This is a genomic window from Kitasatospora sp. NPDC098663, from assembly GCF_044760075.1.
Lineage (GTDB): Bacteria > Actinomycetota > Actinomycetes > Streptomycetales > Streptomycetaceae > Kitasatospora.
In genome coordinates this window covers 1-21,784 of the sequence record NZ_JBIWAP010000073.1, presented here as the reverse complement: position 1 = coordinate 21,784, position 21,784 = coordinate 1, and the positions used below count along the sequence as shown (strand labels likewise).

The following is a 21,784-nucleotide window of genomic DNA, read 5'->3' as shown; positions in this document are numbered from 1 at the left end:
TCGGTGGGTGCCCCTCCGGCGTCCCCCCCCGGGGGGGCCCGGGGGGGGGGGGGCACCCGGGACGGTCGCGGGCCCGGGGGTGTTGCGCCGCGGCCGTCCCGGGGCTCATGCCTGGGTGAGACCGCGCTCCAGCTCGGCGTCGGTGACGCGGGCGGCATGGTGCTCCAGGTCCATGCGGGCGACGCGTGCCAGGTGCGCGACTACCGGCTCGTCGAACAGCTCACCGGCCAGCGCACTGGCCTTGAACGCGCCGACGGCCTCCTCCAGGGACTGCGGCACCAGCGGCGCACCAGGGTGCTCGTAGGCGTCGCCGCTGACTGCGGGCGGGGGCTTGAGGCCAGCCTCGATGCCGTGCCGGATACCGGCGAGCACCGCCGCCAGGGCGAGCATCGGGTTGGCGTCCGCGCCCGGCAGGCGGACCTCCAACCGCAGGCTGCGGCCGTGGCCGACCACCCGCACGGCGCACGTCCGGTTGTCCCGGCCCCAGGCGAGCCGGGCCGGGGCGAAGGAGTGGTCCGCGAGCCGCTTGTAGCTGTTCACGTACGGCGCCCACAACGGAGCGACCTGCGGAAGAGCGGTCAGCAGCCCGGCCACCGCCTGCTCGCCCAGCTCCGACAGTTCGGTCCCGTCGGCCGGGTCGGAGGCCAGCACTGTCCGGTCGTCGACGTCGTGCAGCGAGACGTGCAGGTGCAGGCCGCTGCCGACCCCGGTGGACGGGGCCGCCATGAACGACGCCGTCAAACCGGCTTCGTCCGCGATCGTCTTCGCGGCGTGCTTGAACAGCACGTGCTGCTCGCACGCGGCCAGCGCCTCCCCGTACGGGAAGGTGACCTCGATCTGGCCGGCACCGCCCTCGCCCTTGACAGCCTCGACCGGCAGGTCCGCGCCCGCGAGGACCTGCCGGAGCCGACGGCCGAACTCCCGCACCGCCGACGGCTGGTCCAGGGCGTAGTCGCGGTTGTCCCAGACAACGGGGCGAAGCCCCTGCCAGCCGGCCGCCGCCGCATCCCGGGCGGTGCCCTCGTACAGCACGAACTCCGTCTCGATCCCCACCGCCGGCACCACGCCGATCCCGGCGAGCCGGTGCAACTGCTCGTTCAACACCGTGCCCGGACCCAACGGGTGGGGCCAGCCGCCGCCGATTGGTTCGGCGAGCACCAGCGCGGTGCCCGGCAGCCACGGCAGCAGCCGGGCCCGCTTCGTGTCGGGCAGCAGACCGACATCGCCGAAGCCGCTCGCCCAGGAGAACGGCCCGCTGCTCGCCGGAGTCATAGCCAGGTCGGTCCCCAGCACGTACCCACACATCTCCGGGGAGAGCGCCCCCGACCGCAGCCGCTCCACCAACGTCCTCGCGTCGTACTCCTTGCCCTTGAGCCGGCCCTGCACGTCGACCGTCGCCAGCAGCACGGTGTCGACACCGAAGGCGGCCACCAGCTGCTCCAGCGGCCCGGTCGGCGAGACTGCCGACGGAGTCGGGGGCTTGGCCGTGCGGAGGCGGGCGGCCCGCATCGTCGCCCTCATACGATCAGCTCCTCCACCCGGGCCAGGTGCGGGTCGTCCACCACCGGGACGGAGAACTTGGAGCCGGCCATCCGCCACCACACCCACGCCAGGGCGAGGACCGCGGCCAGGGTGACCGGCGCGTAGTTGAACGTCTCGATCGTCACCGGGAAGCGCTGCGGCAAGCACACCAGCACGGTCACCACCACCACCCACACCACCGCGGCGACCCCGATCGGCCTGCTCCACCGGCCCAGGCTCCACGGGCCCGGGACGAACCGGTCGCCTTGCCGCAGCCGCAGAAACACCGGGATGATGTAGCTGGGCGTCATGCCGATCACGTTCACCGCCGTCACCGCGCCGTACGCGGTGGCGGACCAGAGCGACGGGACGGCCAGGAGGAACGCCACCGACACCGCCAACCACACCGCGGGGACCGGCACGCCGTTGACCGAGACCCGGCGCCACGTCGCCGATCCTGGCAGCGCACCGTCCCGCGAGAAGGCATAGATCATCCGGGAGGCCGCCGTGGTCTCCGCGCTGCCGCAGAACAGCTGGGCGCCGATGACGACAAGCAGCAGCAGCTTCGCGCCGGTCGTCCCGAGCGCGTCCAGAAAGATCTGGGCGGGCGGCACCGCGGCGCCGGCCGTACCGGAGTAGTCCTGGACAGCGAACAGCAGGCCGGCCAGCAGGACGAAGCCAGCCAGCAGGGAGACCCAGATCGAGCGGACGATGCCGCGCGGCGCCGCGATCCTGGCGTCCTTGGTCTCCTCCGACAGGTGCGCGCTCGCGTCGTAGCCGCAGAAGGTGTAGCCGGCCAGCAGCAGGCCAATCGCCGAGACGTAGACGGGGCTGGCCCAGCCGGTGCCGTTCTCGAAGTGCGTGAACACCCAGGAGAGGGACTGGTGGTGGGAGGGGACGACGGCGAGCACACCGACGATCAGGGCGACACCGAGCAGGTGCCACCACACAGAGACGGAGTTGAGCAGGCTCACGACGCGGACCCCGAAGACGTTCAGCAGGGCGTGCAGCACCAGGACGCCCGCGAAGATCACCAGGATCAGGCCCGGAGTCGGAGCGACTCCCCACTGCAGCCCCGCGAACGCGGCGATGAACGACGCGGCGCCGTAGTCGATGCCGGCGATCCCGCCCAGCAAGCCGAGTAGGTTCATCCAGCCGGTCATCCAGCCCCACCGTGGGCCGCCGAGCCGCTGGGCCATGTAGTAGAGGCCGCCGGACGTGGGGTAGGCGCTGGTGACCTCGGCGAGCGACGCACCCACCAGCAGCACGGCCAGACCCACGGCGACCCAGCCCCACATCATCACGGCCGGACCACCCGTCAGCAGCCCGAACCCGAACAGCGTCATGCAGCCGCTGAGCACGCTGATCACCGAGAAGCTGACGGCGAAGTTCCCGAACGGGCCCATGCGGCGCACGAGTTCGGGCTCGTAGCCGAGCGACCGCAGGTGGTCGTCCTCGGGCGCGGACGCGGTGGACTGGGGCCAGGGCATGCGAAACCTCCGGGGAGAAGACGGGGATCGAACCCGGCGCGGTGCCGGGCGCAGGGGCGGCCGACGATCGTCAGCCGGCGACGGCGTAGGACTGGGTCATCGCCTGCCGCAGCAGGTCGCCCGGTTGGTGCGCCAGGCTCTGCCAGGGCTGCATGGAGATGAACGGGGCCATCGCGGAGAAGACTTCGGCCGCCTGCTGGTGCTGGCGGCTCGCCCAGAGCGCGTGGGCGAGGTGGCTCTCGTCCGCCACCGGCCACCGGACCCCCCGCCCGAGCGCGGCCTGCCAGTGGGAGAAGGCACTGAGCACCGTGGCGCGGACCGTCTCCTCATCCGTCCACTGCAGCTGGGCCGCGTCCTTGCGCTTAGCGCGGCGGTAGCGGTCGACGTACAGGTACAGCGGCAGGGCGTGGAGAGCGGAGCCCTCCGGCGCACTGGGCAGGTAGGTGGCCAGGAACTCGGTTGCCGGGCCGCTCTCACCGAGGGCCAGCCAGAAACGGAGCATGCGGTGGAACGCTTCCCTGCCCCACGGGTCGATCCGGCGGACCTGGTCGAACAGAGCCCACGGACCGGGCGGAAGCATCTGGTCGGGCGCCGGGACACGATGCTCGGGCCGTGCTTGGCCGGTGTCCAGCTGCGCGAGAGTGAGCAGCCCGAGCCACGGCACGGGATCACCCCCAAGTACCGAAGCCGCCAGCCAGCACCACTGCCGGGCGGTGCCTTCGAGCGCCACGGCTTCCCGCGACCCGCGCTGCCGCTGGCCGGCCAGCAGAGCTTGGTCGGCGGCAACGCGGGTGTGCAGCGTGGTCAGGCCGAACGCGGTGGGTTCCTCATCACCCCAGTGACGGAGGATGTCGCTTTGGCCGGCCATCGCGCCGAGCACCTGGGTGCGCGCCGCCCACAAGCCCGCGTCGCCCCAGGACCCGGCGAGAAGCGCTCGCGCTGAATACCACCGTCCGTGCCGCAGTTCCTCGACCGCCGCTCGCAGGCCGCCGTCGTGGCCAGCGGGGTGTTGCACGAGCTGACCGGCACCAGCCGCGGGCGCTGATGGCATGGCCTGTTCCCCCTTCGTGGTCCGTCGGTGCCGCTCTCCTTCAACGACGCCACCGGGAGTGGAGGCGGGGAGGGGCGTCAGCCAGACCGGGTGCGATGGGGGCAGCTGACTGCCGAGGAGGGAAGCACGGTCTAGGCGGCGAGAGAAGCGTGGCTCACGCGACACAGAAACGGCTAGTGACATCGGCATGACACAGGGCGACATGAGCCGACATTGCCTCGACATTTGTCGGATCCCGCGCCGCAGCCGGGGGCGATCAGACATCGTTGAATCCGGCACGACCAATCCGGACTATCCACCCGCCTGCCACGGAGCTGCCATGGGGACCGAATCGCAGACGCTCTTTCAGACGCTGGTCCACCAGCGGGGTATGGCCGAGTACCGCGTCTTCCTCCGCCGGCTTGAAGCCGCCGGGGAGGAGCTCGCCCAGATCGAGAGGAACCCGGCGCTGGCGAAGGTCACCATCGGTGACCGGCAGTTCAGCCGTTGGATGGAGGGTGTCCGGGAGGGAGAGCGGCTGAGTAAGCCGCGCCCGCTCACGGCCCGGGTGCTGGAACACCTGTTTCAGCGAAGGATTGACGACCTGTTCGCCGTCATCACTCCAGCAGGGACGACTCATCGGATCGGTGGAGGCGGCTCCGAGGGACAATGGATGGAGCCGAGCACCGGCTCGGACGCCCATCACCAGGACATGCTGATGACAGCCGCGAATGAATCAGCCCGCTTCGCCAGCTATGCGGAACAGAGCAACGTGGGACCCCACACCCTCGAACAGCTCGACGCCGACATCCGGCGAATCGTCATCACCTACCCCAACCGGCCCGTCGTCCCGCTCTTCAACGAGGTCCGCGCCCTGCGCGACCGGACGTTCGAACTGTTGGAAGGACGCCAGCCCCCGGCTTACACGCGCGACCTGTACCTGGCGGCCGGGGTACTGTGCGGGATTCTCGCGAACGCCTCGTTCGACCTGGGGGACTACCGGTCTGCCGCGACTCAGGCCCGCACCGCCTTCCTCTGCGGCGAGCAGGCAGCACACAACGGACTGCGCTCTTGGATCCGCGGCACCCAGGCGATGGTCGCTTACTGGGACGACCGGCTCCGGGATGCCGTTCACCTGGCCCGGGACGGTCAGCAGTACATGCCCGAGCGTGGCACCGCGCACATCAGGTTGGCCAGCATCGCTGCCAGGGCCTACGCCCGCTTGGGCCGAGAGCGCGAGGCCCTGGACGCGCTCCGTACCGCCGAGGAATACCGCCAGCAAGGCGAAAGTGGCGAGGATCTGCCGGGTGGCATGATGGCCTTCCCGCCGGCGAAGCAAGCCCTCTACTCCAGTACCACCCACTTGTGGCTGGGGGGAGCGAGCCACCTTGAGCAGGCCGCAGCTGATGCTGAAGAGTCGGTCGCGCTGTACCAGTCGGAACCGGTCGAGCGGCAACGACTCGGCGAGCTTTCGCTGGCGCGGATGGATCTGGCCCTGGCTGAACTCGGATCCGGTGAGGTCGAGGGTGCTGCCGACCAAGTCGAGGCGGTCCTGGCCCTAGCTTCGCGCAGGCCGACGGAGGCGGTGAACAGGCGGCTGGACCAGTTCGCTCGGCAACTCGCGGCGGTGCCGGCGGGCTCGTCGCCGCTGGGACTGACGATGCAGGACGCAATCGCGCACCATCGCCGGAACGCGCGCCAACTGCCCTCGGGAGGTCACCGATGACCACGATTACCGTTCTGCACCCCGGAGAGATGGGTGCTGCCGTGGCGGCCCAGGCAGTCCTACGCGGACACCGCGTGCTTTGGGTCGATGCTGGGCGAAGCGCCGCTACCCGCGATCGCGCGTCGGCCGCGGGCCTGGAGGCTGTATCTGCCTTGGGACCGGCCCTGGGTTCGAGCGATGTTGTCCTGTCCATCTGCCCGCCGGCCTACGCCAATGAGGTGGCCCGCGCTGTTGCCGCCCACGGGTTCCGCGGCATCTACGTCGACGCGAACGCGATCAGCCCGAGCCGAGCCTCCGAGATCGCCTCCGTCATCGCGGAGGCCGGGGGGACACCGCTCGACGGATCCATCATCGGCCCACCGCCTGGCGGATCGACCGGTGCCCGGCTCTACCTCTCCGGGGATTCGGGCACCGGTGCGCGGGTCGTCGAGCTGTTCACCGAGACGACGGTTGACGCACGTCTGCTCGACCGGCCGATCGGCGCCGCATCCGCGCTGAAGATGGCCTTCGCGAGTTACCAGAAGACGGCCCGCACTCTTGTCGGCCTCGCCCACGGCCTCGCCGACGAACACGGAGTCACAGATCAACTGGTCGAAGAGGGCAAGAAGATGGCTGGTCCGCTGCTGGCGGATCGCGACTACCTTGGCAGCGTCGCGCGCCGAGCCTGGCGGTGGGACGCGGAGATGCTTGAGATCGCCGCTGCCCTGGACGAAGCCAACCTCCCGGCAGACCTGGCACGCGCCACAGCCGAAGTGCTGGGCAGGTGGGCACCATTGAAGGACGCCCGGCCGTCAGCAGCCGATGCCATTGAGTACCTCCACACTGCCAAACCCAGTGTCGGCGGCCATCCGTGAACCTCTCCAAGTCAGCCTCGCTTGGCCAAGGGAGCCTGAAGACGCGCCTGAAGACGGCCCGACAGGTAGACCCTCTGCCACCGGGAAGCGCGGTGCTCGACGGCCCCCCAGATCACGACCTGAGGGGCCGTTCCCGTTGGTGTGGCGCCCTGCGGAAGGGCTGTGCCCCTTCCGCAGGGCACGGGCGAGGCCACCAGCAGGCCGGCCCGGGACCGGCGGCTGTCCTTGTGGCGGCGCCCTGACTGGCTTCGTCCACGTGAAGATTGACGTCACTTGGCGGTGCTCCGGGCCGCCACCGCATTGTCCGACTACCGATCGGTGAGAGCCGTCAGCGGCCAGAGGGTTGTCCTCCGTTGGCTCTGCTGGAGAAGACGGCTTCGGCACCTCGCACCGGGGTATGCCCGGCACGTTGATGACGCCGACATCTGCAGCGGCGCCTGCTCGCCGATCGCGCGGCGCACCAGTGCAAGAACCGGCTTTGAGGCGGGCGGTGGCAGGTGGAGGTGGTAGGCGCCGTGGGTGGCAAGGGTGGGCAGCGCTGCGCGGCTACCCCTCTGCCGCCACGAGCACCAGCGCGCCGTCGACGGCGGGGATCGTGCCCGCCGCGCTGATGGCCTGGGCTGCCCGGATCAGGCGGTCGAACAGTTCCTTGGCGTCCGCGTCCCTGCCGATCAGGGCGAGGGCTTCGGCCATCCAGAGCGCGGTGGCGAGGAACACCCCTTCGTGGCGAGCCAGTTTGTCCACGTTGTCGGCGACGTCGGTGTGCGTGGGGTAGCACAGGAGCATGCCATTACCGGCCCGCTGGAGGACCTCAGGGCTCTGGGCTCGCCCACAGCCTCGGATACCGCCCGCCGACTGACGGACCTGTGGCGCCCGCCCAAACCCGTCACCGCACTCGACCATCAGGGCCGGCCGCTCGGGCTCTACGACGGCAATCTGATCCACATCACCCACTTCGGGCAGGCCGTCCGCAGCAAGAACGAGGTCATCATCGCCGACCTGCTGCACCGGCTCGCCCGAGGCCGCTTCGCCTACGAGAAACCCCTGCCCGGGCCCGACGGACGCAACCGGTACCCCGACTTCACGGTCACCACCGACGACCCGGACCGGCCCATCTACTGGGAGCACCTCGACCTCCTCAACGACCCGGAATACCGGCGCCGTTGGGAGGCGAAGAGGGCCTGGTACGCCCAGCAGGGAATCCTGCCGCCGCCCGGCGGGCCGGGTGGACAACTGCTGGTCACCGATGACAGGCACGGGGTGAACGAGCCGTGCTGGGAAGAGCAGTTCAAGGCGGTCTTCGGAGCCGCGGCGAGCATCCGACCACAGCGGATCACCTGGCGGCCACCACCGAGCACCTGACGCATACGGGCGGCACTCTGACCGTTCAGGCGCTGTGCGGTTGAACGGCCAAGAAGGTGTAGCCAGCCCTCAACACGGATCAGTCGTCGGGGGTCATGTCCGAGCATTGCTGACCGCGCGAATCAAGTGCGGCGAGCGGCCGGGTGGACCCTGGTCATGAGAGCCCAGAGGCCTCCTCGTCGAAGGGGCACCCGCGACACAGACGGCCCTGCGAAAACCGGGTGGGACCGAGTGAGGAGCATCCAGAGCTGGGCGAGGGTGGACTCAGGCGAGCCGACGCCGTGACCGCACCCCTGGCCCTTGTCCCCGGCGGCAGCGACCGAAGCGACCGAAGCGACCGGCTCGCCGAACTCCTCGAAACCACCAGCCTGCAGGCTCGCCAGGCCCGCCTGGAGGCCACTTTTCTGCTGGGCACCCCGATCCGAAGGCGAGAGTCCATGGGCGTCAAACCGGTCACCACCCTTCTCCTGCCGCTGGCCCTGTGCCTTGTGGGTGGGGCTCTCACTGCCGGGCTGCTGGGGCTGCTGGGGCTGCTGTTCCCGTCCCGGCGCGGGCCCTGATTGCGACCGCACTCGTATTCGCGGTCTTCAGCTGGGCGGTCCTGCTCGCCCACCGGCCCTGGAAGGACGACAGCGAGCGCAGCTAACGGCCGCTCACCCCCGGCTACCGCTCGCGCTGCCGACGCCCACTGTCGTGCCGGCCGTCGAGGGCTACGGGTGCGGTGCCGGGGAGCCGGGCGAGGCGCCGTCGGTGGGGCAGGCCCGCGGCTTGGGCCAGGGCGCGGGCCGCGGCGCCCAGGCTGCGGTGGGCGCCGACCTGGTGGGCGAGCGGGGGCCGGGTCGCGATCCAGCTGGTCTTGCGGCCGTCGCGGTGCAGTCGTACCCGGCCCAGCAGGCGGCCGTCGAAGGCGACGACCTGGATGACCGGGTGCTCGGGGAACAGTGGCGTGCAGGCCAGGCCGCGCTGGTGGGCCAGGCGGGCCAGCGCCTGTTCCTGGCACAGTTTCCACTTGGCGTTGATCAGGATGAACCGGGCCTCGGCGAGGGCGAGCTGGGCCAGGTCGTGGCTGGTGGTGGTCATGGCAGTGCCCCCGGTTCAGTCGCGGGCCAGGCGGCGGTGGGTGACGCGGTGCGGGCGCGCTGCCTCCAGGCCGAGCCGCTGGAGCTTGTTGGCCTCGTAGTCGGCGAAGTTCCCCTCGAACCAGAACCAGCTGGCGCCGCCCTCCCAGGCGAGGATGTGGGTGGCGGTGCGGTCCAGGAGCCAACGGTCGTGGGCGGTGATCACCGCGCAGCCGGCGAACGCGAGGAGCGCGTTCTCCAAGGAGGCCAGGGTCTCCACGTCCAGGTCGTTGGTCGGCTCGTCCAGTAGCAGCAGGTTGCCGCCCTGCTTGAGGGTCAGCGCGAGGTTGAGGCGGTTGCGCTCGCCCCCCGACATCACACCGACTGTTTTCTGCTGGTCGGCTCCCTTGAAGCCGAAGCTCGCCACGTACGCGCGCGAGGGGATCTCGACGGTGCCGAACCGGATGTGCTCCTCGCCGCCGGAGACGGCCTGCCACACGCTCTTGTCCGGGTCGAGACCTGAGCGGTCCTGGTCGGTGTAGGAGACGGTGACGGTCTCGCCCAGGCGGATGGTGCCGGCGTCGGGCTGCTCGCGGCCGGTGATCATGTTGAACAGGGCGGTCTTTCCGACCCCGTTGGGGCCCAGCACCCCGACGATGCCGCCGCGCGGCAGGCTGAACGTCAGGTCCTCGATCAGCAGCCGCCCGCCAAAGCCCTTCGTCACGTGCTCAGCCTGAAGCACCAGCGAGCCGAGGCGGGGCGCCGGAGGGATCTGGATCTCCTCGAAGTCCACCGTGCGCCGCGTCTCGGCCTCGGCCGCCAGGTCCTCGTAGCGCTGCACCCGGGCCAGTTCGTCGGCCAGCCGCTTGGCCCGCTTCGCGTCCTTGCGCCCTTCCACCGTGAGGCGGGCCTGCTTGGTGGCCAGGTAGGTGGAGTAGTTGCCCTCGTACGGGTAGGCGTGGCCGCGGTCGATCTCCAGGATCCACCCGGCGACGTTGTCCAGGAAGTACCGGTCGTGGGTGACCGCGACGACGGCGCCCGGATACTGCGCGAGGTGCTGCTCCAGCCAGGCCACCGACTCGGCGTCCAGGTGGTTGGTCGGCTCGTCCAGCAGCAGCAGGTCCGGCTGCGCCAGCAGGATCCGGCACAACGCCACTCGGCGCCGCTCACCGCCGGACAGGCCTGCCACCGGCGCGTCAGGGGGCGGGCAGCGCAGCGCGTCCATCGCCTGCTCCAGGCACGCGTCCAGGTCCCACGCCCCGGCATGCTCCAACGCCTCCTGGAGAGAGCCGAGTTCGTCCAGGAGCTCCTGCATCCGCGCGCCCTGCGCGTCACCCAGTTCCGTGGTGACCTCGTCGTAGCGGTGCAGCGCGGCGCGCACCGCGGCCGCGCCCTGCTCGACGTTGCCCAGCACCGTGGCGTCCTCGTCCAGGGCGGGTTCCTGCTCCAGGATGCCCACACTGATCCCGGTCGCCGCGAACGCCTCGCCGCCGGTCGGCTGCTCCAGGCCGGCCATGAGCCGCAGCACGGTGGACTTGCCCATGCCGTTCGGGCCGACCACGCCGACCTTCGCACCGGGCAGGAAGGAGAGCGTGACATCGTCCAGGACGACCTTGTCGCCGTGCGCCATCCGGGCCCTGCGCATCGTGAACACGTTCATGCGTGCCTCCACGGGTACCGCGCGCGAACGACAGACGTGTTCCACGCGTCGGGATGTCCGTAGAGGCCATCAGCACCGGGATGTGCGGGCAAGGGCGAGCCTCATAGCCACGCTTCCCAGTGTGCACGCGCCCCGGCCGGCGCGCACCGCGATCGAACCCCTGCCACGGGCGGGCCGGGCCGTCGCCCGCGCGCCAGGGCTACGCTGGCAGTGCGGCGCTGGATCCCGCCGCGGCCACCCACGGTGGCCGACCCGCCGGACGGCCGATGGCTCCTACTCCCTCTTCACCCGAGGAGGCCGGTAGCGATGGCCGCACCCGCATCCACCCGCACCGTCCAGACCGCCTGGTTCAAGCCCGCCTGGCTTCCCCCCGGCGGGCACGGCAACGGACTCCCCGCCCCGACCTGGGCGCCGATCGCCGACCTGGACACCCGCATCGTCGACGAGCTGCTCCTCGCGCTCGCCGACGCAGACGTCCCCGCCTACACCGCCCCAGCCCCGCGGCCCGTCCGCCCGCTGCTGCCCGGCGACGGTACCCGGACGGTGGGACGGCTGTGGGTGGGCTTCACCTCCTACGCCAAGGCCGAGCTCGTGCTCGTGACCTGTATGCCACCCCTGCTGCGCGGCATCGAACAGCCCCGCTACCCCGTCCCGCACCGCTATCCCCGCCACCCGCGCAAGGCCCACCGGTGGTGACCGCCGCTGCCCGCCCGGCACGCCTGAAGCGTCCCCTCCGGGCCGTGCAGCGCTGGTGGACCCAGCACACGTCGGGCTCCGGCGAGGACGGGCGCAAGCGCGACCGGCGCGAGGCGCTGCTCCTGCTGCGCGGCGGCCTGTGCGCGCTGTGCCGCGACCGCGCGCAGGCCGAGCGTCGGTGGCTGGCCTACTTCGTCGCAGAGAACCACACCGACGCCGCCGTGCTGGCTCGCCTGGAGGCCTGCGCCGGATTCTGCCCCGCGCACACCCGGCTGCTGCTGGAGAACTCCAGCGCCCCGTGGCTGATGCCGCAGGTCGCCCAGGTCGCCCTCGCCGGCGCCGAACACCTGCTCTCCGGCACCGGGCCGCAGGCCCGTTGCCCGCTGTGCCAGAGCCTGGCGGAGGGCACCGAGCGCAGCATCCACACCCTGCTGCGCGCCCTGGACCAGGAGGAAGTGCGCGAGACGCTCACCGCCGAGCCGGTGCTGTGCCTGCCCCACACCCTCGCCCTCGCCGCCCGGGCCCGCCCCGGAGAGCACCGACGACTCCTCGACGCCGCGCTGAAGCACCTCGCAGCGCCGGACGCCGGGCTCGACCTGGTGGCAGGCGAAGATCCGGACGCCGCCGCCCGCACCCGCCGATCCAGGAACCTCGACCCGCTCCTGGACGCCGAACCCGACATCGCGGCGCGCTCGGCCGGCGGCCGCTGGGAGGCTGACACCGCACTCGCGTGCTGCCCGGTGTGCCTGGCCGAGCAACGCGCGGTACGCCGCCTGCTGTGCTGGCAGGCCCGCGACCGCGACCCAACCACACGAGCCTCAGGCCAGGAGACCGAGCTGTGCGCCGGTCACCTGCACGACCTCACCGCGGTCGGCGGCCCGAGGGTTGACGAGATCGTGGGCGTCAACGGCCAGCGGGCCCGCACCGACCTGACCCGCCACCTCGACCGGGGCGGCACCGGCGCCGACCTGACCCGCCACCTCGACCGGGGCGGCACCGGCGCCGACCTGACCCGCCACCTCGACCGGGGCGGCACCGGCGCCGACCTGGCCGCCGTGCAGCCGCACTGCCGGGCCTGCGCCGAGGAGGAACGCGCTGGGCTGCGGGAGTACGCGCTGGCCGCCGCCGCGCTCACGGACCCGCTCCGGGCGCGCCGCTTCGAGCACGCGCACGGTCTGTGCCTGCACCACGTTCTCACCTGGCCCGGCGGCACCCCGCCGCCCACGTCGGTGGCGGTCGTGCTGCGGGCCCGCCTGGCCCTGCTCGGCTGGGAGATCGACGAGGCGCTGCGCAAGCAGGACTGGCGCACCCGCCACGAGGTCCGCGGCAGCGAGACCTCGGCCGGCCTGCGGGCCCCTGCCCTGCTCGACGGGCGCGTGTACGCGGGCCTTCCCGCACCGGACGCCACCGGGTGAACAGCGCCGGCCACGCACCACGGCAACGGCGGCAATCGTGTTCACGCCACCCGGGCCAGGGCCCGGCGGCAGGTGTCGCTATCCTGGTACGGAAGACGGCGGAGGGGCTCGCCGTAACCGCGACCGAACCGGTCGCCAACGGTCCCTACCTGACGTCCGCGCACGTGGCGCGGACCGAGACCAGGTAGGAGAACCATGCCCCGCCCCACCGATGCCAGCCCTGGCCGCCAAGCGGCCGGCGCTCACGCACGCGTACGCACCGGTGAGGGCCACACCACCTTCGACCCACTCCAAGGAGCAGGCATGCGCGGCGAGCGCCCGCCCACCACCAGCGGGCCAGGACCCGCCGAGGATCTGCCCGTCGACCCCGACAGCCCCGCCCCGCTGCCGCCCGAACCGGCCCGCCCCGCCCGAGCGGGCCAATGGGACGTGATCGCGGTAATCGCGCTCGGCGGCGGAATCGGCAGCGTCGCCCGCTACGAACTCGCCCAGGCCTGGCCCACCAAGACCAGCCACTTCCCCTGGGCCACGTTCACCACCAACATCTCCGGCAGCCTGCTGCTCGGCATCCTGATGGTGTACGTCCAGGAGATCTGGCCCCCCAACCGCTACCTGCGCCCGTTCCTGGGCGTCGGCATCCTCGGCGGTTTCACCACCTTCTCCACCTACACCGTCGAACTGCGCGGCCTGCTCGCCACCGGCCACCTCGCCCTCGCCGACGCCTACGCCCTCACCAGCCTGATCGCCGGGTTCGCCGCCGTGTGGACCGGCATCGCCGCCACCCGCCGCCTCGCCCGCCTGCCGGTACGCCGCGGACCGCGCCGCCGCTCCCAGGCCGGCCGCACCGCAACCGCCACCCCACCCGCCGGACCGGACACCGACCCGACCACCGCAACCACCACCAGCCCGGGAAGTGCGCGATGAGCCCGCTGATCCACCGCCACCACGACGACGAGCCACCACGCGAGCCCCGTGCCCCGCTGAACGGACCGATGCTGCGCATGACCGTCTACCTCGGCGAAACCGACCAGTACCACCACCACCCGATCTTCACCGAGATCGTCCACCGCGCCCACCGCGCAGGACTCGCCGGCGCCAGCGTCTTCCGTGGCATCGAGGGCTTCGGCTCCCACTCCCTGATCCACACCACCCGCCTACTCGACCTCGCCGAGGACCTGCCCGTCGCCGTGGTGATCGTCGACGAGGAACACCGCCTCCGCGCCTTCATTCCCCAGGTGGAGGAAGTCATGGCCCAGGGCCTCGTCACCCTCGACCCGGTCGAGGTCGTCGCCCACATCACCGCCCCGACCCCGCAGGACGGAGAACACTGATGGCCGTGCTGATGGTCTTCCTCGGCGGCATACTCGGCGCACCCCTGCGCTACCTCATGGACAAGACCGTCCAGGCCCGCCACGACAGCGTCTTCCCCTGGGGCACCTTCCTCATCAACGTCTCCGGGGCGTTCATCCTCGGCGCCCTCACCGGCGCCACCCACGCCCACGGCCTGCCGAGCAACGCCATGCTGCTGCTCGGCACCGGGATCTGCGGGGCACTGACCACGTTCAGCACCTTCACCTTCGAGACCGTGCGCCTGCTCGAGGACGGTTCCCTCGCCGAAGCCGGCCTCAACGCGATCGGTAGCCTCGCCACCGGCCTCACCGCCGCCTTCGCCGGCTACTCACTGCTGACCTGAATCTGACAACGGGCCGCCCCGACCGGGGCGGCCCACGGTGCGCGTTTCGACCAACGGGGGACATACGCGGGGGTTGTGGGCGGGGACCAGGGTGCCGTCGACGATGACGACCTCGCCCGCCTTCGGGTGGCGGCGGGTGCGGGCCAGGGCCAGCAGCGGGCTGTGCCGGTCGATGATCCGGTGGGCGGCCGCCGGCGAGACGCCGAACAGCGGCGCGAGCTGGCGCATCGTCAGGTTGGTCCGGTGGTAGACCGCGACCAGCAGGACCCTGTCCTCCAGCGACAGCGCCCACGGCCGGCCGGGCCTGGAGGGGTCCAGCGCCCGGCCGCCGCGGTGCTTCACCGCCTGAACCAACCGCCGGAACTGGGCCGGGCGCAGCCCGGTGAACACCTCGATGAGCTCACGCCGCTTCGCCGACAGCACCTGCACACCCAGACCAACGTCACACGACCAACGAAGTTACGAGACAGCCTTTAGCGTGGCTGGGACGTTCGGATGGCCTACTTAACCGTGGCGAGCCGGTCCGCCATCCTCGGTACTCCAGACCCGCGAGCCACTCTCCCGCCCACGCCTGCGAACAGTAACGCCCACGATCATGGGCAAGGGGTGCCAGGAAATACACGACGAACCTGGGGAAATTTTCACCGCTAACAGATATGGGCTGCGGTCTGGCGGACTTGCGCATGCCAGGGCATTTCGTGCCGGAGCCAGTTTGCGCGCTCTTCGGTCGTCTCGTTGCGGGGACTTGTTGGGCCTGTTCGCCCCGGTGTACAGATCAGCCGACTCTTACTCCGATAAGGCAGGTGTCGTCATCGGTGTCCGCGTCGGTGTACCGCAGAAGGTGGTCGAGCCTGTGCTCCAGATCATCCGGGCTACCAGACGACCGGTTGTCCTGGGTGAGGGCGAGGAGGTTGCTCAGCGAGTCCTCCACTGAGCAGTCCCGCCGTTCGATCAGGCCGTCGGTGTACAGCAGGAGGGTGTCGCCGGACTCGAGCTGGACCTCGCCCTGCTCGTAGTTGGCTCGGTCGATGGCGCCGAGGAGGATGCCGGTGACGGTGGGCAGGGTGTTCGCTGTCCCGTCGCGAAGGAGGACCGGCGGGAGGTGGCCGGCGCGGGCCCAGCGCAGTCGGCGGGTGGCGGGGTCGTAGAGCGCGCAGACGGCGGTGGCGGTGACGTTGTCGGTGAGGTGGTGGGTGACGGAGTTGAGCCAGGTGAGGAGTTGCGCGGGGCCGGCACCGGTGGCGGCGAGGCCGCGCAGCGCGTTGCGCAGGGCGACCATGCCGGTAGCGGCTTCGATACCGTGCCCGGCGATGTCGCCGACGCACAGCAGCACGTGTCCGCTGGGGAGCGTGACTGCGTCGTACCAGTCGCCGCCGACCAGGTGGTCCGTCTCCGCAGGGCGGTAGCGGACCGCTACGCGCAGGTCGAAGAGTTCTGCGGGGCCGCGGCTGGGCGGCATGATGGCGTGCTGCAGTTGCAGGGCGAGGCGGCTGCGTTCGGCTGCCTCCTGCTCGGTATGGGCGAGCTGGTCGCGGGTGGCGGCCAGGGCGACCTCGGTCCAGTGCTGGGAGGAGACGTCCTGGAACGCGCCGCGGATGGCGACGAGTTGTGAGTTCTCGTCCAGGACGGGCTCGGCGACGACTCTGATGTGCCGGGCGAAGGTGTCGGCCCGGTGGAGCCGGAAGGAGGTGGAGGCGGGTCGGCGGTGGTGCAGCAGGGTGCGCAGGAACCGTCCGATGGAGTGCGCGTCGTCGGGGTGGGCGCGGGACGCGAGTTGCTCGAGCGGGACGGGCTGCGCGGTGGGCGGCAGGCCGTGCAGGTCGAAGAGCGTGTCGTTCCAGACGATTTCGCGGGTGACCAGGTTTTCCTCGAAGCCGCCGATCCGGCCGAGGCGTTGGGCGTGCTGCAGCAGGCTGGCGACCTTGGGGACACCGTCGTCCAGTGTCCAGACGACTAGGACGTGGGCGCCGTGGCGGCTGATGCTCACGCGGGCGGCGGTGGTGAGGGAGACGCCCTCAACGGTCGCCGCGAGCGTCATGCGCTCTGCCCGGAATGGCTCTCCGGTCGCCAGGACGTGCTCGATCTTCTCGAACAGGCCGCTGCGTTCGGCGGCCAGGGGGTAGGCATCGAGCAGGCGGGCGCCGGCGATGCGGTTGCGCGGGCGCCCGGCGAAGTCGACGAAGCCCGGGTTGACGTGCCGGATCAGGAAGTCGGTGGCGTTGCCGGCGGCATCTGTGACCGGTCGCAGGACCAGGCAGGGGTCGTGCAGGCCGTCGGTGAGTTCCAGCAACTCGTCGAGGTGAGGGTCTTGCCCGGCCGTTGCGGGCTCGGGTTCAGCCTCCAACGCGGTCGCACAGAGTTCCGCGAGGACCTCGAACTGCCGTTGCAGGGACTGCGGCTGCTCCAGCAGGGGGTCCGGCCAGCAGATTTCCAGGACCCCGGTGATCCGGCCGCCGGTTCCTGCGGGCACGGCGATGCGACCGCCCCTGAATTCGTGCTGACCGATCGACGGCAGGGCGGCCGCGGACAGGCTGTCGTAGCCGGTGGCGGCCCGGTGGTCGAGGGCCTGGCGGGCGGGTGTGGGGACGCCGGGTGGCACGTGGCGCCAGCGCAGCGGTTCCTGCTCCGTGAAGCCGGCGCTCGCCGCGAGGGTCAGGGACTGGTCGGCGTTGGCCGCCCAGATCGCCACGGCCCTGGCCCCCAGCGGTTGCAGCGCGTGCTGCAGGATCGACTGGGCCACCGCCTGGGCGTCGCCGGTTGCGCCGGCCTCGGCGCTGCGCAGGCGCAGACCCAGTGACGGGGACGAGGGGTCGGCGGCGTCGGCCACGAATTCGCGGGCGAGGTCGGTGATCCGATCGCGCGAGGCCTGGTTGACCAGGTCGGCGGCGAGCTCGATGCTCGAGGTCCCGACCTGGGCCGCCAGTTTCTCCAGTTGTCCGGCTGCTTCCAGTGGGCTGCAGCGAAGCCGTTCGACCAGGATGCCCTTGGCGAGGTCGATGAGGGCGCGGCCGTGGGCCTCGTCGTTCGCCTGCCGGAGCTCGTGCTGCAGCCGCTCCACGGTGTGGGCAAGGCGGCCGACCGCTGAGTGGTCCGGGCTGCCTGCCGCGGGTTCGATGCCGTCGGCGGCTGTGCCGAGAGGTGCTGGGGCAGGCTGGCTGGCGGCGTCTGTTCGGGGAACGGGGATCCCTGGCTGGTGGAGGTTGTGCACGGCGCTGGCTCCTCGCAAGACGGGTTCGGTGGGGGCGAAGCGCCGTCTAGGCGGTCAGCTGCCGCTTCATGCGGGTGATCAGGTCCCAGGCGTCGACCGGCTTGGTGACGTAGTCGCTGGCTCCGGAGGCGATGCTCTTCTCCCGGTCGCCGACCATGGCCTTGGCGGTGACGGCGATGATCGGAAGGTCCGCGTACTTGGGCATCGAGCGGATGGTGGCGGTGGCGGTGTAGCCGTCCATCTCGGGCATCATCACGTCCATCAGGATGACGTCGATCTCGCCGTGCCCGGTGAGGGTCTCGATGGCCGCGCGGCCGTTCTCGGCTTGCAGGACCCGCATGCCGTGCAGTTCCAGGATCCCGGTGATGGCGTAGAGGTTGCGGTCGTCGTCGTCGACGACCAGTACGGTGCGCCCGGTCAGCGAGTTGTCGATCTCCTGCTGAGCGGCCGCGGCCGGCTCCTCGGTGCGCACCAGCGGAAGCACATCGCCCGGCTGGTCGGCGCTCAGGTGCAGCGCGATCCGCTCGCGCAGTTCGTCGAGGCTGGAGATGAGCTCCAGCGGCTGGGAGGCGGCCCGTTCTTGGAGGACCTGCTCCTGCGCGGTCATCAGCCGGCGGTTGTTGTGCGCGAGGACCGGCACGCCGTGCAGTGCGGCGTCGCGAGCCATCTGCTCCAGGAATCCCAGGGCGGCACCGTCGGGGAGGTCGAGTTCGAGAACCACGCAGTGGCAGGGTGTGGTGGCCAGCGCGGCAGCAGCCTCCTGCGCTCCCAGCGCGGTGACGATCTCCACCGGTACGCGCGGGTCACCGAGGTCCGGATGACCGGCGAGGTCGGCGACCGCGCTCTCCGCCACCAGAGACAGCAGACCGCGCGAGCGCGCCTCCACCACCAGCAGCCGCTTGGCCTGGAGAGTGTCCGGAACGGGCGCGGGATGCGGATCGCTGCCGGAGTCGAGGAGATCCTGGGCGGGGGCGGCCTCAACGGCGGCGCGGGCGCTCATTGCGCTCAGCTCGGCGTAGTCGGGCCGAGCGACGGGGAGGTAGAGCGAGAAGGTGCTGCCCTGGCCCGGGTTGCTCTCGGCGGTGATCGCGCCGCCGAGCAGGAAGGCGATCTCGCGGCTGATCGACAGACCCAGACCGGTGCCGCCGTACTTACGGCTGGTCGTACCGTCAGCCTGCTGGAACGCGCCGAACACGCTCTCCAGATGCTGCGGCGCGATGCCGATGCCGGTGTCCACCACGTGGAAGACGATCACCGGGCCGTCACGCCGGGCCACCTCTGGCGCCAGCGACTCCTCCACCACCTCGATCCGCAACTCGACGCCGCCCTTCTCGGTGAACTTGACCGCATTGGACAGGAGGTTGCGCAGCACCTGGCGCAGCCGGTAGTCGTCGGTGAGCAGCTCCGCTGGCACGGCGGGCGCTGTCTTGACGGTGAAGGTGAGGCTCTTCTGGCTGGTCATCGGGCGGAAGGTTGCCTCGGCGTAGTCCAGGAGCTTGCGCAGCGGGATCCGTTCCGGGGTGACGTCCATCTTTCCGGCCTCGACCTTGGAGAGGTCGAGGATGTCGTTGATGAGCTGGAGGAGGTCGGAGCCTGCGGAGTGGATGATGCCGGCGTACTCGACCTGCTTGGCCGTCAGGTTGCGGGTGGGGTTCTGGGCGAGGAGCTGGGCGAGGATGAGGAGGCTGTTGAGGGGGGTGCGCAGTTCGTGGCTCATGTTGGCCAGGAACTCGGACTTGTACTTGGAGGCCAGGGAGAGCTGGTGGGCGCGGTCCTCCAGTTCCTGGCGGGCCTGCTCGATCTCCAGGTTCTTGGTCTCGATGTCGCGGTTCTGGGTGGCCAGCAGGGCGGCCTTGTCCTCCAGTTCGGCGTTGGATGCCTGGAGTTCTTCCTGACGCGACTGCAGTTCCTGGGAGCGGGTCTGCAGTTCGGCGGTCAGGCGCTGGGACTCGCCGAGGAGCTCGTCGGTGCGTGCGTTGGCGACGATGGTGTTGACGTTGACGCCGATGGTCTCCATCAGCTGGTCGAGGAAGTCGCGGTGCACCTGGGTGAAGCTGTGCACGGTGGCCAGTTCCATGACGCCGAGGACCTGCTCCTCGACGACGATCGGCAGCACGACCAGGGAGAGAGGCTCGGCGCGGCCCAGACCCGAGGTGATGCTGACGTACCCGGCCGGCAGGGCGTCTACGGCGATGGTGCGCCTGCTGCGCGCCGCCTGGCCGACCAGCGATTCACCGAGGGCGAAGCGGCTGGGTGCGGAGCCGGACGGGCAGGCGTAGGAGCCGATCAGGTTGAGGTGGGTTCCTTCACTGCTGTCCTCGGCGAGGTAGAACGCGCCGTACTGGGCGGAGACCAGCGGGGTGAGCTCGTCCATGATCAGCTCGGCGACGACGGGCAGGTCGCGCCGGCCCTGCATCAGGCCGGAGATCCGCGCCAGGTTGGACTTCAGCCAGTCCTGCTCCTCGTTGGCGCGGGTGGTCTCCCTGAGCGACTCCACCATGAAGTTGATGTTGTCCTTGAGGTCGGCGACCTCGCCGGAGGCGTCCACGGTGATCGAGCGGGTGAGGTCGCCGGCGGCGACGGCGCTGGTGACCTCGGCGATCGCGCGGACCTGGCGGGTCAGGTTGCCGGCCAGCTCGTTGACGTTCTCGGTCAGCCGCTTCCAGGTGCCGGAGACGCCCTCCACCTCGGCCTGGCCGCCCAGGCGGCCCTCGCTGCCGACCTCGCGGGCGACCCGGGTGACCTCGGCGGCGAACGCGGAGAGCTGGTCGACCATCGTGTTGATGGTGGTCTTGAGTTCGAGGATCTCGCCGCGGGCGTCCACGTCGATCTTGCGGGTCAGGTCGCCGCGTGCGACCGCGGTGGTGACCTGGGCGATGTTGCGGACCTGGCTGGTCAGATTATGCGCCATGAAGTTGACGTTGTCGGTGAGGTCCTTCCAGGTGCCCGCGACGTTAGGCACCCGGGCCTGGCCGCCGAGCGTGCCCTCGGTGCCGACCTCGCGGGCGACGCGGGTCACCTCGTCGGCGAACGCGGAGAGGGTGTCGACCATGGTGTTGATCACCCCGGCGAGGGCCGCGACCTCGCCCTTGGCCTCCACGTTGATCTTCTGCGACAGGTCGCCCTTGGCCACGGCGGTGGCAACCTGGGCGATCGAGCGGACCTGGCCGGTCAGGTTGGAGGCCATCACGTTGACGTTGTCGGTGAGGTCCTTCCAGGTACCCGACACGCCGCGGACGGTGGCCTGGCCGCCGAGGTTGCCCTCGGTGCCGACCTCGCGGGCGACCCGGGTGACCTCGTCGGCGAACGCCCCGAGCTGGTCGACCATCGTGTTGATGGTGTCCTTGAGTTCCAGGATCTCGCCGCGCGCGTCGACCCGGATCTTTTGCGACAGGTCGCCCTTGGCGACGGCGGTGGTCACCTGGGCGATCGAGCGGACCTGCGCGGTGAGGTTGTCGGCCATCACGTTCACCGACTCGGTCAGGTCGCGCCAGGTACCGGACACGTCCTGGACGTCCGCCTGGCCGCCGAGCCGCCCCTCGGTGCCGACCTCGCGGGCGACCCGGGTGACCTCGCCGGCAAAGGAGGAGAGCTGGTCGACCATCGTGTTGATGGTGTCCTTCAGCTCCAGGATCTCACCGCGCGCGGTCACCGTGATTTTCTGGGAGAGGTCGCCCTTGGCGACGGCGGTGGCGACCTGGGCGATCGAGCGGACCTGCGCGGTGAGGTTGCCGGCCATGAAGTTGACCGAGTCGGTGAGGTCGCGCCACGTCCCGGAGACGCCCTTGACGTCGGCCTGGCCTCCCAGGATGCCCTCGGTGCCGACCTCGCGCGCCATCCGAGTGACTTCGTCGGCGAAGGCGGAGAGCTGGTCGACCATCGTGTTGACGGTGTTCTTCAGCTCCAGGATCTCACCGCGCGCGTCGACGGTGATCTTCTGGGAGAGGTCGCCCTGCGCGACGGCCGTGGTGACCTGGGCGATGTTTCGGACCTGGTCGGTGAGGTTGCCCGCCATGAAGTTGACCGAGTCGGTCAGGTCCCGCCAGGTCCCGCCGACACCCGGGACCTGTG

Annotated in this window: 17 protein-coding genes and 1 pseudogene; 9 read left to right on the top strand and 9 right to left on the bottom strand. The window is 70.9% G+C overall.

Annotated elements, in window-relative coordinates; genetic code table 11:
• Positions 1-105: 105 nt before the first annotated feature.
• The 3 genes from ACIQVZ_RS39790 to ACIQVZ_RS39780 all read right to left on the bottom strand — a co-directional run bounded on the left by ACIQVZ_RS39790 (position 106) and on the right by ACIQVZ_RS39780 (position 3,879).
• Positions 106-1,521, bottom strand: coding sequence for a glutamine synthetase family protein (locus ACIQVZ_RS39790; RefSeq protein ID WP_402457268.1), 1,416 nt, complete (start codon positions 1,519-1,521; stop codon positions 106-108).
• On the bottom strand, positions 1,518-3,011 hold the full coding sequence (locus tag ACIQVZ_RS39785) for an amino acid permease (RefSeq protein WP_402457265.1): 1,494 nt from the start codon (positions 3,009-3,011) through the stop codon (positions 1,518-1,520). The genes ACIQVZ_RS39790 and ACIQVZ_RS39785 overlap by 4 nt, the downstream gene beginning before the upstream one ends.
• A gap of 70 nt (positions 3,012-3,081) precedes the next feature.
• A complete protein-coding gene (locus ACIQVZ_RS39780) occupies positions 3,082-3,879 on the bottom strand; it encodes a hypothetical protein (protein WP_402457263.1) in 798 nt (265 codons plus the stop codon).
• Positions 3,880-4,381: 502 nt separating this feature from the next.
• Here ACIQVZ_RS39780 and ACIQVZ_RS39775 point away from each other — a divergent pair.
• Positions 4,382-5,767 carry a hypothetical protein gene (locus ACIQVZ_RS39775; RefSeq protein WP_402457260.1) on the top strand — a complete coding sequence of 462 codons (1,386 nt, stop codon included), beginning with the start codon at positions 4,382-4,384 and terminating at the stop codon, positions 5,765-5,767.
• Positions 5,764-6,621, top strand: coding sequence for a DUF1932 domain-containing protein (locus tag ACIQVZ_RS39770; protein WP_402457257.1), 858 nt, complete (start codon positions 5,764-5,766; stop codon positions 6,619-6,621). The genes ACIQVZ_RS39775 and ACIQVZ_RS39770 overlap by 4 nt, the downstream gene beginning before the upstream one ends.
• Before the next feature lie 546 nt (positions 6,622-7,167).
• On the opposite strand, the gene ACIQVZ_RS39765 is transcribed toward ACIQVZ_RS39770, so the two are convergent.
• Positions 7,168-7,407, bottom strand: coding sequence for a hypothetical protein (locus ACIQVZ_RS39765; RefSeq protein WP_402457255.1), 240 nt, complete (start codon positions 7,405-7,407; stop codon positions 7,168-7,170).
• On the opposite strand from ACIQVZ_RS39765, the gene ACIQVZ_RS39760 reads away from it, so the two are divergent.
• On the top strand, positions 7,384-7,983 hold the full coding sequence (locus tag ACIQVZ_RS39760) for a hypothetical protein (protein ID WP_402457252.1): 600 nt from the start codon (positions 7,384-7,386) through the stop codon (positions 7,981-7,983). The genes ACIQVZ_RS39765 and ACIQVZ_RS39760 overlap by 24 nt on opposite strands.
• Before the next feature lie 281 nt (positions 7,984-8,264).
• Positions 8,265-8,543, top strand: a complete 279-nt coding sequence (locus ACIQVZ_RS39755; RefSeq protein ID WP_402457249.1) for a hypothetical protein — start codon at positions 8,265-8,267, stop codon at positions 8,541-8,543.
• Between the two features lie 103 nt (positions 8,544-8,646).
• On the opposite strand, the gene ACIQVZ_RS39750 is transcribed toward ACIQVZ_RS39755, so the two are convergent.
• Both ACIQVZ_RS39750 and ettA read right to left on the bottom strand, forming a co-directional pair.
• On the bottom strand, positions 8,647-9,063 hold the full coding sequence (locus tag ACIQVZ_RS39750) for a hypothetical protein (protein ID WP_402457246.1): 417 nt from the start codon (positions 9,061-9,063) through the stop codon (positions 8,647-8,649).
• A gap of 15 nt (positions 9,064-9,078) precedes the next feature.
• A complete protein-coding gene (ettA, locus tag ACIQVZ_RS39745; protein ID WP_402457244.1) occupies positions 9,079-10,701 on the bottom strand; it encodes an energy-dependent translational throttle protein EttA in 1,623 nt (540 codons plus the stop codon).
• Positions 10,702-11,007: 306 nt separating this feature from the next.
• Between ettA and ACIQVZ_RS39740 the strand changes: the two genes are divergently transcribed.
• The 5 genes from ACIQVZ_RS39740 to crcB (ACIQVZ_RS39720) all read left to right on the top strand — a co-directional run bounded on the left by ACIQVZ_RS39740 (position 11,008) and on the right by crcB (ACIQVZ_RS39720) (position 14,505).
• Positions 11,008-11,397 (top strand): hypothetical protein, encoded by a 390-nt coding sequence (locus ACIQVZ_RS39740; protein WP_402457240.1) that lies wholly within the window; start codon positions 11,008-11,010, stop codon positions 11,395-11,397.
• Positions 11,398-11,441: 44 nt separating this feature from the next.
• Positions 11,442-12,812: a hypothetical protein gene (locus tag ACIQVZ_RS39735; protein ID WP_402457237.1), complete on the top strand. Its 1,371-nt coding sequence runs from the start codon at positions 11,442-11,444 to the stop codon at positions 12,810-12,812.
• A gap of 303 nt (positions 12,813-13,115) precedes the next feature.
• Positions 13,116-13,736, top strand: coding sequence for a fluoride efflux transporter CrcB (gene crcB / locus ACIQVZ_RS39730; protein ID WP_402457234.1), 621 nt, complete (start codon positions 13,116-13,118; stop codon positions 13,734-13,736).
• A complete protein-coding gene (locus ACIQVZ_RS39725; RefSeq protein ID WP_402457232.1) occupies positions 13,733-14,143 on the top strand; it encodes a DUF190 domain-containing protein in 411 nt (136 codons plus the stop codon). The genes crcB (ACIQVZ_RS39730) and ACIQVZ_RS39725 overlap by 4 nt, the downstream gene beginning before the upstream one ends.
• Positions 14,143-14,505: a fluoride efflux transporter CrcB gene (crcB, locus tag ACIQVZ_RS39720; protein WP_402457229.1), complete on the top strand. Its 363-nt coding sequence runs from the start codon at positions 14,143-14,145 to the stop codon at positions 14,503-14,505. The genes ACIQVZ_RS39725 and crcB (ACIQVZ_RS39720) overlap by 1 nt, the downstream gene beginning before the upstream one ends.
• A gap of 63 nt (positions 14,506-14,568) precedes the next feature.
• On the opposite strand, the pseudogene ACIQVZ_RS39715 reads toward crcB (ACIQVZ_RS39720), so the two are convergent.
• The 3 genes and pseudogenes from ACIQVZ_RS39715 to ACIQVZ_RS39705 form a co-directional block, all read right to left on the bottom strand.
• Positions 14,569-14,934 (bottom strand): annotated as a pseudogene (locus tag ACIQVZ_RS39715) (transposase family protein); the annotation flags it as partial.
• Between the two features lie 346 nt (positions 14,935-15,280).
• On the bottom strand, positions 15,281-17,713 hold the full coding sequence (locus ACIQVZ_RS39710) for a SpoIIE family protein phosphatase (protein ID WP_402457226.1): 2,433 nt from the start codon (positions 17,711-17,713) through the stop codon (positions 15,281-15,283).
• A 46-nt stretch (positions 17,714-17,759) separates the two neighbouring features.
• Positions 17,760-21,784, bottom strand: a 4,025-nt coding sequence (locus ACIQVZ_RS39705) for a HAMP domain-containing protein (RefSeq protein ID WP_402457224.1), incomplete at its 5' end; no start/stop codon positions are given.